The 15,511-nt window shown below is 45.1% G+C and carries 15 protein-coding genes; 7 read left to right on the top strand and 8 right to left on the bottom strand.

Features of this window, described 5'->3' with window-relative positions; genetic code table 11:
* Window positions 1-29: 29 nt before the first annotated feature.
* Window positions 30-1,571, bottom strand: coding sequence for a sodium:solute symporter family transporter (locus NX845_RS22520; protein ID WP_065681158.1), 1,542 nt, complete (start codon window positions 1,569-1,571; stop codon window positions 30-32).
* A 348-nt stretch (window positions 1,572-1,919) separates the two neighbouring features.
* Between NX845_RS22520 and NX845_RS22515 the strand changes: the two genes are divergently transcribed.
* From NX845_RS22515 to NX845_RS22500, 4 genes are all read left to right on the top strand, one after another.
* Entirely contained in the window at window positions 1,920-3,215 is a 1,296-nt protein-coding gene (locus tag NX845_RS22515) for an MFS transporter (protein WP_004736371.1), read from the top strand.
* Between the two features lie 162 nt (window positions 3,216-3,377).
* Window positions 3,378-4,394: a nuclear transport factor 2 family protein gene (locus tag NX845_RS22510; RefSeq protein WP_004736372.1), complete on the top strand. Its 1,017-nt coding sequence runs from the start codon at window positions 3,378-3,380 to the stop codon at window positions 4,392-4,394.
* A 199-nt stretch (window positions 4,395-4,593) separates the two neighbouring features.
* Entirely contained in the window at window positions 4,594-5,688 is a 1,095-nt protein-coding gene (locus NX845_RS22505) for a porin (RefSeq protein ID WP_004736373.1), read from the top strand.
* Window positions 5,689-5,951: 263 nt separating this feature from the next.
* Window positions 5,952-6,983, top strand: coding sequence for a LacI family DNA-binding transcriptional regulator (locus NX845_RS22500; RefSeq protein WP_004736374.1), 1,032 nt, complete (start codon window positions 5,952-5,954; stop codon window positions 6,981-6,983).
* 149 nt (window positions 6,984-7,132) lie between these two features.
* Here NX845_RS22500 and NX845_RS22495 read toward each other — a convergent pair whose 3' ends face one another.
* A complete protein-coding gene (locus NX845_RS22495) occupies window positions 7,133-8,635 on the bottom strand; it encodes an arylsulfatase (protein WP_017092553.1) in 1,503 nt (500 codons plus the stop codon).
* 9 nt (window positions 8,636-8,644) lie between these two features.
* Window positions 8,645-9,034, bottom strand: a complete 390-nt coding sequence (locus NX845_RS22490; protein WP_017087160.1) for a DUF4345 domain-containing protein — start codon at window positions 9,032-9,034, stop codon at window positions 8,645-8,647.
* Window positions 9,035-9,171: 137 nt separating this feature from the next.
* Between NX845_RS22490 and NX845_RS22485 the strand changes: the two genes are divergently transcribed.
* Complete coding sequence (locus NX845_RS22485) at window positions 9,172-9,939, top strand: hypothetical protein (protein WP_260257184.1); 768 nt, start codon at window positions 9,172-9,174, stop codon at window positions 9,937-9,939.
* Window positions 9,940-10,035: 96 nt separating this feature from the next.
* Here the strand turns inward: NX845_RS22485 and NX845_RS22480 are convergent, their stop codons facing one another.
* The 3 genes from NX845_RS22480 to NX845_RS22470 all read right to left on the bottom strand — a co-directional run bounded on the left by NX845_RS22480 (window position 10,036) and on the right by NX845_RS22470 (window position 11,969).
* Entirely contained in the window at window positions 10,036-10,455 is a 420-nt protein-coding gene (locus tag NX845_RS22480) for a globin (RefSeq protein WP_029406066.1), read from the bottom strand.
* Between the two features lie 172 nt (window positions 10,456-10,627).
* Window positions 10,628-11,008 (bottom strand): VOC family protein, encoded by a 381-nt coding sequence (locus tag NX845_RS22475; RefSeq protein ID WP_017092556.1) that lies wholly within the window; start codon window positions 11,006-11,008, stop codon window positions 10,628-10,630.
* A gap of 76 nt (window positions 11,009-11,084) precedes the next feature.
* Window positions 11,085-11,969, bottom strand: a complete 885-nt coding sequence (locus tag NX845_RS22470; RefSeq protein WP_017098729.1) for a LysR substrate-binding domain-containing protein — start codon at window positions 11,967-11,969, stop codon at window positions 11,085-11,087.
* Window positions 11,970-12,073: 104 nt separating this feature from the next.
* On the opposite strand from NX845_RS22470, the gene NX845_RS22465 reads away from it, so the two are divergent.
* A complete protein-coding gene (locus tag NX845_RS22465; protein ID WP_260257183.1) occupies window positions 12,074-13,402 on the top strand; it encodes a 6-phospho-beta-glucosidase in 1,329 nt (442 codons plus the stop codon).
* Window positions 13,403-13,533: 131 nt separating this feature from the next.
* Window positions 13,534-14,298: a carbohydrate deacetylase gene (locus tag NX845_RS22460; protein WP_260257187.1), complete on the top strand. Its 765-nt coding sequence runs from the start codon at window positions 13,534-13,536 to the stop codon at window positions 14,296-14,298.
* Window positions 14,299-14,314: 16 nt separating this feature from the next.
* Here the strand turns inward: NX845_RS22460 and soxR are convergent, their stop codons facing one another.
* Both soxR and NX845_RS22450 read right to left on the bottom strand, forming a co-directional pair.
* Window positions 14,315-14,755: a redox-sensitive transcriptional activator SoxR gene (gene soxR / locus NX845_RS22455; RefSeq protein WP_004736387.1), complete on the bottom strand. Its 441-nt coding sequence runs from the start codon at window positions 14,753-14,755 to the stop codon at window positions 14,315-14,317.
* A 164-nt stretch (window positions 14,756-14,919) separates the two neighbouring features.
* On the bottom strand, window positions 14,920-15,441 hold the full coding sequence (locus NX845_RS22450) for an NADPH-dependent FMN reductase (protein WP_102491498.1): 522 nt from the start codon (window positions 15,439-15,441) through the stop codon (window positions 14,920-14,922).
* Between the last annotated feature and the right edge of the window lie 70 nt (window positions 15,442-15,511).

Genomic DNA, 15,511 nt, shown 5'->3' with positions numbered 1-15,511 from the left:
AAAATTAACCAGTTGAGAAAGTTTACTCATTAAGAAAGAGCGGCATAAAGCCAATCAGGGATAACAGTACAAGCAGCAATCGTCACAACAGCAAAGACCAACAAGCCGTAATGACTCGCCGTAGGCTTAGCGAACAAATGCTTCTGCTTGGCAATAAATTCGTTTTGTTGCTCGGTAACCTCTCCCCAGAAACGACTGACGACAACACCTAACACTAAGAAAACCACAGTGCCAATCAAGGCAAACCAAGGCCAAGAGATGCCACTGTATTTAGCAATGAACACCACAACTACGCTGCCAATACTGCCTGCAATCACCCCTTTCTCATTTGCCTTTTTAAAGAACAAACCAAGGATGAAAGAGCCAAGGCGAATACCAACAAAAATGGACGTCAGGCTGGCAATCGTCTTAAGCACAGATTCGTTAGAAACCGCCATCAAAGCCGGTACTACAACTGAAGCCGCAGCAACCAAGCTCATCTTTCTTGCCACCGATTCATAATGTGCATCGGAAGCTTTCTTACGGAAAAAGCGCTTATAGAAATCGAACGTTGCGACTGTCGCCATTGAGTTATAAGTAGAATCCAGTGTCGACATAGCCGCTGCCGATAGTGCGGAAATCACCAAACCAACAATGATTGGGTTGGTATGGTTAAACACAAAATCGAGAATTACTTCGTTGCTGTTTTCAAAGCTTTGCTCTTGATAAAAGACACTCAATAGAACGCCCATTACCGAGAAAAACAGATAAATAAAGAACGCGCCGTAACCACAAAGCAGCATCGATTTTTGTGCTGTCTTTACGTTCTTTGTTGCCAACGTTCTTTGAATAATCAGTTGGTTAGTACCATACACACTTAGATGTAAGAAGCTCACGGCAACCACACCCGCCCACAATGTAGTATCAACTCCCAAGTCGAAATCGAGATTGATGATGTTTAGATGTTCAGGAGACAACACCTCACCTGCATCAATCTTCATTAGCAATAAGGCAAAAATAGCAATACTGCCGATGATCAATACCGCCGACTGCAACATGTCTGTCCATATGACGGTTGAGATGCCACCCGCATAGGTATACAAAGCGGTAAATAAGCTGATGTAGATGATTGCCTCGGAGATACTCACCGGCAACACTTGCACCAAGATCAGTGCAACCGCATACAAAATCACACCTGCCGAAATACACTGAACCACAATAAACACGATAGAGTTGATCGTGCGAGCAACAACGCCAAAGCGGTGCTCTAGGTATTCATAAATCGAAGTCAGGCCGAGTTTGTAAAACACAGGGACAAAGAAAACCACAGCGAAAAAGATCACTATTGGATAATTCAAATGGACGCTCATCGCTTCCATGCCTGAGCTATAAACCCAGCCCGGCATGCCCACGAACGTCATTGCGCTGATGTAGGTGGCAAGAATCGACACACCTGCCGTAAACCAACCAAATTGTTTTCCGCCCGTTGAGAAATCGCCACCAACGCTATAACGCTTGTTCACTAAGTAACTGATAAATAGAGTAGTTAGTACATAAAGAGCAATAACCACAAAACTTGAGTACGTAACCATTTTTAGATTCCGTTTATTATATTTCGCAATTCATTCGCCGCCAATAGTACTCAAAAATGGATATTTTCCCTCAAAAACCCACAATAAGTGTGAGTATTGTCACTAAGATAGATGATTAAACACTCTAAATGGCCAAAAAGTCCCAAAACAACGATCTAATGAGATCAAGATCACTAAAATGCACAAAATGGGTACGCACTCATTTTAAAATTGACTTTGATCACGGATCTAATAACCACAAAAATTCTATTATCTCTCCCGAAATGAAGATGGTGTGGTGATATTCAATAACCGTCACACAATAATCGAAACTAAAAACACCCTATAAAAAATAAAGGTTTATCGGTCATGACTACTAAAAAACACATGAGCGAAGTTCCTATGATTCAAAGGGTAGCTGCTTATCTTGCAATTCTAGTTGGCTACTTTTTCTATTGTTATAACTTTGTAATTATTGACTACGTACGCCCATACATCGTTGATGCGTATGATGGTATTAACTTGGCGGATACCGCTCAGTTCTATACATGGCAGTCGGTTGGTGCACTGATTGGTGCTCTGAGCTGTGCATGGGTGGCATCAAACTTTGGTAAGAAATCGACTCTTATTGTCATCACTGCACTGAACGGTGGCGCAACCATCATCAACATGATGTTTACTGACTACGCGATGTGGGCAGCAATGCGTTTCATCATCGGTATTTCTTTAGGTGGTTACTTCACGGTAGCGGTAAGCCTGATGATAGGCCTATTTACACCAACGGTTCGCGGTAAGTTAACCGCATTCGCTTCGTCTATGTTCTCGGTTGCTCTGATGGCAATGGGTGCGTACGCGGCGTTCATTTCTAGCGTTGATGCACCTTGGCAGAGCCTAATGTGGGTGGGTGGTATTCCTCCTCTCGTTGCTGCAGCACTGATGATCTTCATCCTGCCTAGCGACAAGAAAGTGATCGCTTACGGTGAAGAAGATCAAGCCGCGGCTGAAGCATCGAATAAACCAGCGAAGAAAGGTTCTTGGGGTGAAATGCTAAGCGCGCCTTACCGCAAGCTAACCATTACTTGTCTACTACTGGCTGGCCTTAACTTCTATGGCTACCAATTCTTCTCTGGCTTCGTGACAACGTACCTGAAAGAAGTTCGCCAATTTGACGGTTCAACTATCGGCATCATCTTCTCTATCTCTGCATTCGGTTCTCTATTCGGTGCTTGGGTATGGGGTGCAATCGCCGACAAATACGGCCGTAAAGTGAACGCGTTTGGTTTCATCCTTGCGGGTGTCATGGCTTCAGTATTCTTCGTCGCACCAAGCGACGTGATGATCGGCAGCCTAAACATGCTGGCTATCCTAGGTCTTATCTACAACTTCGGTCTGTCTGCTTCTGCAGTATGGGGTGGTTACTTCTCTGAATTGTTCCCAGCTCACCTACGTAGCTTCGGTGCAGCGCTGTTCCACGGTGGTCGTATCATCGGCATGTGGGCTCCAATGGTGTTGGTATTCATCCAAGAGCGCAGCGACCTTGCGACAGCAATGTGGGGTTCACCAATCGTATGGATTCTGGCTGGTCTACTGTGGCTATCTCTACCAGAAACATTGAAAGGCGGCATTTTCGACAAGAGCAAAAAAGCGGAAACAGCAAAAGCTTAATCCCCTTTAGTTGAAGACTTCTAAAAGTTGAAAACCTCTAGAAGTTGAAGACCTCTAAAGACACGAAATAAACATCAATCCGGCTGAGAAGTCAGCCGGTAACAAAATCCGAATCGAGTCCTGTTCCGAATGTTGGCTCGACAACAAAAAAGAGAATTTACTATGTCTAAATATCAAGAAGCTAAACGCATTGTTCGCGATTACTTTGACGCTATCGAAAACGCAACACACGAGAACGTTGCTGAAGTTTTAAAAGCGCACACGTCTGAAGATTACTTATGGCGCGGTGTTTACCCATTCCGCGAGCAAGAAGGCGCACAAGCAGCGGCTGACGTATTCTGGGCGCCAATGATGAAATCAATGACACGCATGCAGCGTCGTCAAGATATCTTCATCGGTGGTAACAACGAAGTTAACCCAGATGAAATTTGGGTAATGAGCATGGGTCACTTCATGGGTCTGTTCGACGCTGAATACCTAGGCATGCGCCCTACTGGCAAAATCATGAACGTTCGCTACGCAGAGTTTAACTGTGTGGTTGATGGCAAAATCACAAAGACAGGCCTGTTCCTAGATCTTCTAGGCATGATGGACCAAGCGGGTTGCTACCCACTTCCACCATCAACAGGTAAGCACTTCGTTTACCCTGGCCCACGTAATCACGATGGTCTGTTGTTTGAAGATGCGGCTCCAGAAGAAGGCGTTGCAACGCTTGCTCTAGTAAACAAAATGGTTGATGACCTGTCTGCTCTTAACGACAGCGGCGCGATGGGTTGCCCACCAGAAGTACTAGCGAAGAGCTGGTCAAAAGACATGATTTGGTACGGCCCATGTGGTATCGGCGCGTCTTACACTATTCCTCGCTACCAACAGCAACACCAACTTCCTTTCCGTAACAACCTGAAAGACAAGAAGTTCAACGGTCACGTTTGTCGTTTCGCTGAAGGTAACTTCTCTTGTTTCTTCGGTTGGCCAAACCTATCAAACACACCAACAGGTGGCTTCCTAGGTATGACTGGCGGCGAAGTGCGTGCAAACATGCAAGTGGTTGACGTTTACTACCGTGACGGCGACAAACTGTCTGAGAACTGGGTTCTTATCGACCTTCCTTACTGGCTACAACAGCAAGGTCTGGACGTGTTCGAACGTACTTCATCTATCATGAACCCTACGCTGTAACCATGTCCTATTGTCTACCTAGTCCTTACCTACGCTAGGCAGGCATGACTGCCGAGGGCTCCTTCTCGCCCTCGGCAACTTGCTCCACCCAAGATAACCAACTTGTGCCTCACGGATGGGCACACCCTGCCAAACCATTACCTATATAACGGGCTTGAAAGCACGGTGGCTTTCTGCGGCCTGAATAAAGAGAACAACAATGAACAAGTCGATACTTTCTGCAGTGATCCTGACGGCACTTACATCAGGTTCAGCTTTTGCTGCACACACTTTTACCAATGACGCGGGCGATAGCCTTACTTTAGACGGTCGTTTCGACGTTCGTTACCAAGACAAAGGTGGCGATCATAATGGCGAATGGAACAGCGGTAGTTCTCGTTTCGGCCTTAAAGGTCAAATGGGACTAGACAACGATTGGACTGGCTTTGGCCATGCCGAATGGGGTTATAACTCGGGCGCTAACGGCGATAACATTTACGACCGACTTCTATACGCAGGCGTAGAGCACGAGAAATACGGCAAGATCGCAGCAGGTACTAAGCAGTGGTCTACCTTCTACGATGTGGCTTGGTTTACCGATATGGGTCGTGTGTTTGGTTCACGTGGTTCTGGTTACTACAACCTATCTGACTGGGGCATTTCATCAGGCACAGGCCGTGCTGAAAACTCGATAACTTACCGCAACAGCATTAACGACAACTGGAAATACGGCTTCACTTACCAAACAACTCGTGAAGATGTCGCTGTATCAACAAGATTCAACCAAACGAATTCAGATACTGTTACGCTGAAAAACGGTATCGGTGCTTCAACGCTGTACACCGTTATGGATGGCCTAACGATTGGTTTAGCGTACCATCAGAATGAGTTTGATGATGTGGATAGCACAGTTCAAAACATCAAAGATGGCGACACACAACGCATAGGTTTATTAGGTGTAAACTACACTAATGATGGACTATTTGTTGGTTTCACCTACAGCCAAGGTTCAAACTGGGAGACCACCAGCCAATCTGAATTCTACGACCACCGTGGTGCTGAATTCTTCACCTACTACCACTTTGAAAATGGTCTACGTCCAACCTTTAACGTTAACTACTTAACGGATACAGACGACAACGCAAATGGCTATGAGCGTCAGTTGATTATCCCTGGCCTTGAGTACCACTTTAAGAAGAACAAGTTCTTAGTATGGACGGAGTACCAATTCGACAACGGTAAAGATTCATACAATGGTGTGAAATACGAAAACAACGATGATCAGTTCGCTGCCGGCATTCGTTACTACTTCTAACGATGTAGCGGTATGTAATTCATTTTTGAGTAAATTCGTAATCTAAAGCTCTGCTTCTAAGCAGAGCTTTTTAGTCACTATTTATTTAAAGCTACATTTTTGTAGCGACATTTGTAGCGACACAGTTAATGGGTTGTACCCAACATAGAATTCAAAATAACCATTATTCCTTATTTTTCATATCATTCGTTGGCATTACTTTATGAGTACGTACCTAATCATGTTACTCTGTGCGCAGTCAATTTGGTTCAAAAGTATGGTCTATGAACTCTCCAAAACACTCCACGGCGTCAAAGCCAACCGTCACATCTAAAGATGTCGCTAAGCTTGCTGGCGTTTCTCAATCAACTGTATCTCGCGTATTTGTACCGGGCAGTTCAGTGTCTGAAAAGACCAAGCAGAAAGTGTTCGATGCAGCAAAATCGTTGAATTATCGTCCCAATGCCTTTGCCCGCAGTCTGACGACAAATGAATCCAAATTGATTGGCTTAGTTTTCCCAGATGCCGACTACCCTATTCACATGAAAACACTGCAGCTTATCTCTACTGAGCTACAAAAACAGGGGTACTCTGCGGTATTGATTCCTTGGCAAGTTGATGGAAACGATAACCACTCTATTCCTAACATCTTCCAGTACCGTGTTGATGGCGTGATTGCCGCTTCTGCGACCTTTAATAAGTCGCTTTATGAAGAATGTGAAGAGTTCGATATCCCTATTGTTCAGTTCGCGCGTGTTGTTGAGGGGACTAAGAGTAGCCATGTGGTGAGCGACAACTACGCTGCAGGTCAATTTGCTGCTCAGCACTTTCATAAACTTGGTATCAAGTCAGCCACTTACCTCACAGGTAACGTCCCGACATTTACCAATGGCGAGCGCCAAGTGGGTTTCTGCACAGAATTTGAAGACTTAACTGGCAAACAGGCTCGCGTGATTGAAGCTGACTACGATTACCTTGATTCACTCGAGATCATCAGAGCCATGTTCAAAGAAGCTTCTCATCCTGAAGCCATATTTTGTGCGACGGACAATCTCGCTATGGCAGTGATGGACGTGGCTCGTTTAGAGTTCGCGCTCCGTATCCCAGAAGACCTACAAGTGATTGGGTTTGATGACATCCCACAAACTCAGTGGCTGAACTACCAATTGACCACTTTCAAGCAGGATTTCCGACGCCTTGCACGTGAGTCCGTGAAGATTGTCGTTAGCCAGATTCAAGAACAAGACACCAGCTTAGTGAAATTAATGGTGCCGGTTCAATTTGTAGAACGTAACACTACATTGAAAGTAAAATAGCGTTTTCTTCAGCCTTTGTTTGCATGATTAAAACACGCTTTTAAACAACCAAAATACAAAAAATCCCGTTGGCGACGATTAGAGTCTCCAACGGGATTTTGTATTTCTACTCAGCCTTTTCTGCCCCAACTACTTGAGACAAGTGCGTATTAATTACCTACACCACCTGTTTTTTCAGCTGGTAAATCTGGTGTCACTGGGGGCCAATCTTGGAAGGTTGCTAGATGTTGTTGAACAGCAGCTTGAGCAGGACCAAATGCCCACATTTTCTGCCCCATCCATTTCAAGTACATGCCCGACTCTTCTGCCGCTCGCTCGTATGGGTCACGACGTAAGTTAAACAGCAATGGTGCGTTTAGCTCCTCTTTCGGACCACTCCAGCCATGGTTTTGGACCACAAAGTGCGCCTTCCAATCGCCAATACGAACCGCTTGTAGCTTGTCTCGTTCGTAGTAGTAGATCTCTTTACGATTTGACTCGCCTTTCTCTGTTAGCATGTCCACTTGGTTGTAACCATCAAGGTGCGCTTTAAAGCCATCGTGACCTTTCAGCATTTTCTCTTTTAGATCCGTTGGACCACCAGCCGCAGCGACCAGAGTTGGTAACCAGTCCATACCATCAAAGATGCCATTGCCTACAGTGCCTGCAGGAATTTTACCCGGCCAACTCACAAGTGCAGGAGCGCGAACGCCACCTTCCCAAGTTGTGCCTTTTTCGCCATGGAATGGTGTCATACCTCCATCTGGCCACGTCATGATCTCAGGACCATTATCCGCAGTGAAAATGATGATGGTGTTATCGGCAATACCGAGTTCTTCCATTTTGGCCATCATTTCACCAACATGGTCATCAAGATCTTTCATGACCACTTCTTGAAGTCCCCAACCGTTTTGGCCAAGCATGGCTTCGTATTCAGGTGACAGGTGCGTCCAAACGTGACCACGTGATGGACAGTACCAAGTGAAGAATGGCTTATCCGCTTCAACCGCCCTTTCGATGAAGTTGATCGCGTGTTTATTAACTTCATCGTCGAGTGTACGCATACGCTCAATCGACAATGCACCATCATCTTCGATCGTTTGACCGCCTTTGCCATCTGATCTTGCGTAAATGACATTACGAGGTGCAAAGGCATCCAAAGATCCATCTTTTGGCCAATCTGGATCTTCCGTGTATTCCATTGCATTCAAGTGATACAACCAACCCCAATACTCATCAAAACCGTGCATCGTCGGTAAGAATTCATCTCTATCACCAAGGTGGTTTTTACCAAACTGCCCCGTGACATAACCCATGGTTTTAAGAACCTCAGGAAGCGTTGGCGTGTCGGCACTTAAACCAACTGGGCCACCCGGTAACCCAACTGAGTGCATGCCTGTTCGAACAGGAAGTTGCCCAGTTAAGAATGCGGAACGCCCCGCCGTACAAGAGGGTTGTGCGTAATAATCAGTCAGTAGCATGCCCTTTTCAGCAATACTATCGATGTTCGGTGTTTCGCTGCTCATCACACCATTGTGATAAGCACTCAGGTTTGAGATCCCAATATCATCCGTGAAGATAACAAAAATATTCGGTTGCTCTTGGGCTGACCATGCTGATAGCGAAAAGCTACTCAACACACTCAGAGTAACAAGGTGAAAAATCCTTTTCATAGAATGTCCTTATACTGTTTCAGATTGTTCTTTATGAATCATTTTTATTCCTACCAAACCAAAGCCAAGCTCCAATAGTAGATAGACGACAAGTAGCCAGTGAGGCATGCCATCTATCACCAAGCTAATGACTCGGCCGGCAGCCAAACCCAACATGAAGACCACCAAACTGTAAAGTGCTGGCAATCGATATTTCTTTAATAACGCTCCTGCTATCCAAAACAAAGCCAATGCTAAGTACAACCCCATCACTGCACGAAAGATATGTGTGACATTGATAGGGCTAGCATCGATTCCGAAAAGGTAATCCAGAGAAATAGCTGGTGCATACCCGTAAGACAATGCAATAGGCGTTAATCCCAAAACCGCGACGAACAAAAAAATACTCTGTAACTTCATATCCTCACTCTTTAAATTTGGCTCTTTTTAAAAAACATAGTCTACAATCAGCAATATACAAGTTGCATATATGAAAAATGGATAATGAATACATACATTTATAGTATGTTTTCTTCAAACCGGATAAGGATATCAATATGGCTAAATGGCATTACCTACTCGCATCAGCATTGGTCGCTAGCTCAACCGTAAATGCGCAACAGGCCGACTCAAAAACAGACACTAAAAAATGGCAACACAGCATTGAAATTTACGCACTGGCGCTGAATATTCGTGGCGATACCACCATTGGTAATTTGTCCAGTGATGTTGATGTTGACCCAGCGTTCATCGTGGATCATTTGGATATGGGAGCGATGCTTCGACTAGAGGGGGTCTATAACAATCAGTGGGGTTATTACGTTGACTACAGCTACATGAAACTGAGCGGAAAGTCAGATTCAATCATCGGCAACACAGGTATTCTTAATGGCAAGCTTGAGATCAGACAAGGCGTTTTAGAAGCAAAAGGCTTTAAACGCTACCAATACGACATTGGTACCATTGATTATATGGTTGGATTACGTTGGTGGGATAACGATATTGATTCCAAACTCTACACAAACAGCGGGACAACCCTGAATTCAAGATCTTTAGAAGAAGATTGGATTGATTATCTGATAGGCGTTCGCTGGATCAAGGAACTCAACAAAAATTGGACTGTGCATACGAGCTTAGATATGGGCTTAGGAAGCGATACCGACTTTACCTCATCCCTGTTAACTGGCGCTCGATACCAGATAAACAGTTGGTCTGACTTAAATATCGCATACAAATCCACTTGGGTTGATTACGAAAACAAAGGTACCTTTGAATACGATACCGCTTCGCAAGGGTTCCTGATTGGTTGGGCTGCTCACTTTTAATTAGAGAGTCAGGATGTTAGAAATTTAGGTAAGCCAGATTCATGGCTTACCTTTCAAACGAAGTCTACCTTTCACGAAAAGCTGCTGGTGACTTACCTATGGATTCACAGGGTGTGGCACAATACATTCTTTCTTCATGATAGTTAAGCCAGCTTCGAGAGTTTCTGTCCAAGCTTGTTCAACGCTTTCATCATAGTGAGGATCGTATTTTTTAACCGTATTGAGTAACGAATTGAACCACTCGTTGAGCTCAATCTCGGAAATATCCAGTCCTAAGTCTTTATGCCTTTTACCCAATTTCTTTACTGAGTTACGCACGCTCGGCAGACCAGCAGAATTATAGATAAGAATGATCGAGGCTTTAAGCATCTTGGTTTGCTGCTCTAACCCTATCTTTTCAAAACGTTCTGAAAACCTTGGATTATGCTCGCAAAAATCCGCCAGAAAGCTCTCCAAAAATTCTTGGTCAATCCGGCAGCGCTCAAAGCTTTCATAAAACAGTTCGTTCGGTTTCATCTAGCAAGTCCTTTGCAATAGTCAGCAGGTTTTTAAAATAACAGGTTAGTTCAGAGCAGCGATAAACTAACTCCGAACTATCAACACACTCTAATTATACGCCACTGTGGCATATTTTGAACGATGACATAAGACGAACTGTGGCATAACGTAAACTATGACATAAAGCGAACTATGGCATAAAGTGAGTTGCACAGATCTTGTTTCCATCAGGATCTCGCAAATAAGCCATGTACAAGCGGCGCTCATCAGAACCTCTCGCTCCGGGGCCATTTTCAATGCTGGTACCGCCATTTTCGACGCCAACTCGATGCCAGTCATCTACAACTTCAGGAGAAGACGCAAGAAAACCCACCGTCATGCCGTTGCCGTGAGTCGCAGGCTGACCATCAATCGGCTTCGTTAAGCCCAACACACCCGTTTGGCTAACGTAAACACAGCGCCCTTTAGGGTCAACAGAACCTTCGCTATAACCAAGCACTTTCATGATTGGGTCATAAAAAGCCTTCGCGCGTTCAATATCTTCGGTACCGAGAAAAACATGGCTGAACATAACTAACCTCTTCTTTTATTGAAAGAGCCACCTAAACTAGACCTATAATTCGTGTTTGTCTAGGCACGCTATTCGGTCACAACTGTTGCTTAACCCATTGAGCAAACACCTGAAACTTAGTTCGCTGCTCCATGCCTTTCGGACACACTAGATCATACCCTTTGCCCGATTCAATGCTCATAAGAGGCGCGACCAACAAGCCTTGTTCAATCTGCGGTGTCATAAACTCTAGCCGCCCTAGTGCCAGTCCCATCGATAATATCGCCGCATCCATCGCCAAGCGGTTATCGCTGTAATAGTCACACTGAAGTGCGCAGTTGGTATCACTTTGAGCTTCATACAACCAACGCTGCCACGCAGTGATATCGCCACTGTGAATGAAGCGAACATCGTCTAAGTGTTGAATGCCTTGGTCTAGTTTGAAGTGTTTCGCGTATTCAGGGCTGCACACAGGAGTTCTTACTCCACTGAATAATCGCTCGCTGTAATGGTTTGGGTAATGGCCTTCGCTATAGAAAATTGCCACGTCATAAGGTTCAAACTGGAAGTCTGACTGGCTCTGTTTAGTTTGCAGTTTGATGCTTAGATTCGGATACAAGCGTCTGAATTCTGGCAAACGTGGCATTAACCACGAGGAAGCAAAATAAGGCGATGTCGCGATGTACAACTCCCCACTTAGCTCACCCGTTTGAATATCCATGAGTTCGGAAAAGATAGACTCAAACGAGACGTTCAACATGGATAACACGCGCTGACCTTCTGGCGTCAGTTCGAGCTTTCTTGTCTTGCGCACAAACAGGTTGAACTTCAATTGTTGTTCGAGTTTTTTGATCCGATGGCTGACCCCTCCCTGAGTTAAGAAGAGCTCATCGGCGGCAAGTGTAAAACTTAAATGTTTAGCCGCAACACTAAAGGTGTGCAGCAGTGACAATGTTTGTTGGCGATTTTCGAATAGCCCCATGCATTAACCCCACTAATTCATAAGTCGTCATAACTGGTTTGTCGGTGTATGTAACCATCATATAAATTAAACCAAGTAATCTACAACATAAAATGGTGAACAGCATGCAACAGAAACAAAAACTCAAAGTAACCGTGATTGGTGGTGGCTCAAGCTACACCCCAGAGCTCATTGAAGGACTGCTCAAGCGCCATCACGAATTACCTATCTCTGATCTGTGGTTGGTCGATATCGAACAAGGCATGGAAAAAGCAGAGATAATCGCGGCGCTCACCAAGCGAATGATAAACAAAGCAGGCTGTGAGATTAATGTTCACCTCACCACAGATCGAAAATCAGCCCTGAAAGACGCTAATTTTGTCTGCTCACAATTTCGCGCAGGAAGAATGGAAGCAAGATTACGTGACGAAAGGATTGCTCTGAAGTATCGCATGATCGGCCAAGAGACCAATGGCTTGGGTGGCTTCTCTAATGCGTGCCGAACCATTCCGATTGCACTCGATATAGCGAAAGAGATGGAAGAACTGTGTCCGAATGCGTGGTTACTCAACTTCACCAACCCATCAGGCATGGTAACGGAAGCACTGATTAAGCACTCAACCATTAAAACCGTTGGTCTATGTAACGTTCCCGTCAACATGGAGCTAGGCGCGGCGAAAATGCTCGACGCAGAACGTAAAGATATCACGATGCAAATTGCCGGATTAAATCACCTAGTGTGGGCTCATAAGGTGCTTCATAAAGGTGAAGACAAGTTGGCAGAACTCATCGAACAACTCCTTGGTGGTAACGATCAAATGATGCCAAAGAACATCCCTCCCTTTGAGTGGGACGCAGAATTGATTCGTTCTCTGAACATAGTTCCTTGTGCTTACCTACGTTACTACTACCAATCCAGAGACATCTTAGACAAAGAGTTTGCTGCGTCTGAAAACAGCACCAATCGCGCAGATTTAGTTGCCAAGGTTGAACAGCAGTTGTTAGAAATCTACAAAGATCCCATGCTCGATACCAAGCCTAAATTGTTAGAAGAACGAGGCGGTGCTTACTACTCTGAAGCGGCCTGCGAGCTGATGAGCAGTATTCACAATAACAAACGTTCTATCATGCACGTCAACACTCGCAACAATGGTGCGATTCAAGGGTTACCCGATGACTGTGCGGTAGAAGTAAGTTCAGTAATCACCAGCAGTGCAATCCTGCCACTGAACGTTGAACCTTTTGATAGCGACACGCTGCGCTTGATTCAGCAGATGAAAGAGTTTGAAACCTTGACCGTTAAAGCGGCGATGACGGGTGACATCGCAACAGCAAAACGTGCCCTGATCTTAAACCCTATCGTCGATAGTGGTTCGCATATCGACGAGGCTTTGCAAGAAACCATTCGCGAGAACTTAGACTTCATGCCTGCGTTCGCTCATCGACTCGCTTAATGTGGCCTTTGTTAGCCGCTAATAAGCTCGGTGATAACAGCTAATAAGCTCAGTGATAACAAGCTAATGAGCTCAATGACAGCAGAGCTAATTCAAGATATTGAATCCAAATCTTTTAATAAGAGGTCATGATGAAATTGATACTCAACGCCGATGATTTCGGCCTCACTGAAAGCGTGAACCACGGCATCGTCGACTGCTTTAAGGCGGGGTTGGTTAAGTCGACCACCATCATGATGAATCAACCGGGTACACAGCACGCGATTGAGCTCTATCATCAAGGTTTAGTCCCTGAAGTTGGCTTGCACTTTACGGTCACCGCAGGCAAACCACTGACTTCACCAGGGCAGGTTCCGAGCTTAGTCGACGAACACGGACACTTCTTTAGCAACGTCACCCTGTTCGATAAATCAGATGTGGATGAAGGTGAGGTGATGCTCGAACTCAACGCGCAATATCAAGCCGCTGTCGATGCCGGTTTAAAGATTAACCATATCGACAGCCATCACTTTGGTGGTGTATTTAAATCTCTAAAAGCAGCGTTTACCCGCACAGTGAATCGCATTGGTTTGCCAGTTAGACGAATCGATAACATCCTAAGTGGCCAAGATGCACTACAAGTGCCAACGCCAGACGCTTTCGACATGCGTTTCTTTGACGAAGGCGTATCACTGAATGGCCTGCAAGATTTATTACTGAGCTACCAAGCTATGATGCCTGACGGTGTGCTTGAGTTAATGTGCCACCCTTCATCAGTGGCAAGTGAACAGCTTAAGTCCCTATCAAGCTACAGTGGTAAACGCGTCGAAGAGCATCAGCTTCTCACTAGCCCTGCACTAAAACAGTGGTTGGCTGAGCATCAGATTGAGTGCATTGGATTCAACGATCTCAGATAGTTTTTTTAATTCAGGGCTACTCAACGATCCGTTGTGCGCCCTGTCCTTGGTCATGCAGAATATCTTCAGGGTTCAACAAGTGGCATTTCTGCATACTCAAACACCCACAGCCGATACAACCTGTTAAGTTCTCTTGTAGCGATTTAATCTGCGCCATTTTACTGTCGAGTTGCCCCTGCCACTTCTTAGCAACGCGCTCCCAATCTCGCTTAGTCGCGGTATGGTTCATCGGCAGTGTCGATAACTCTTCGGTGATCTCTTCCAGCGTGAAGCCTATTGACTGCGCGACTTGTATCAGCGCGATTCGACGCAACATCGCCGACTGATACCTGCGTTGATTTCCGTTAGTACGAATCGAAGCAATCAACCCCTTGGTTTCGTAAAAACGTAGGGCCGAAGGAGCCACGCCACTGCGCTCAGCCAACTGGCCTATGGTGAGGTATACGATGTTTCTCATTGTTACACTATCCCTGAGATCATAAATATTTAAAGCTTACTTTAACTTTAGAATAGCGACCTATTGTTACCTTAACCAGTTAATGTCCTTAAACTTTGACAACGGGCGCAATGAAAAGAAACCACGCAAATAGCTGCTGTGTTTTATTGTGGTGTTCTCGCTCTCTAAATCTGAATCATGATAGATTTCAGGCTCTCGGCCATTTCGGCATTGATGATCTCTCCCGTTTCTACATTAAAGTTGTCGTAGAAACTCGGCACCGACATCGAGCCCTTCACATCAGCATCAAAGTAAGGTGCCGAATTTACCGCAGACGACAACACAGAGCTTGCGCCGCCTGGGCCTGGTGATGTGGAGAGCATAACAACAGGTTTGCCTTGGTACACTTTCATGTCGATTCGTGATGTCCAATCAAACACATTCTTAAAGGCTGCGGTGTATGAGCCGTTGTACTCTGCAAAAGAGATGACAATAGCATCTGCTTCGCTAATCTTGCTGAAAAAGCGCTGTGCGTGTTGATGAACGCCAGACTCTTTTTCTCTGTCTTCACTATAAATAGGCATCTCGAAATCATTAAGATCGAGCACCTCTACTTGTGCGCCCTCAACTAAGCTTGCGGTGTACGCTGCCAATTGTTGGTTAATCGATGCTTTACTGTTGGTCGCGCCAATCGCTAATACTTTCATTGTTGATCCCTGTTCATTTTTCTCACCTTTATGCACTCATGACTTCAATTATGGAGCTCAAAGTTCATAA

The sequence above is a fragment of the Vibrio sp. NC2 genome (genome assembly GCF_025195005.1).
Lineage (GTDB): Bacteria > Pseudomonadota > Gammaproteobacteria > Enterobacterales > Vibrionaceae > Vibrio > Vibrio splendidus.
The sequence above is the reverse complement of the archived record's forward strand: the minus strand, read 5'-3'. Positions and strand labels throughout refer to the sequence as shown.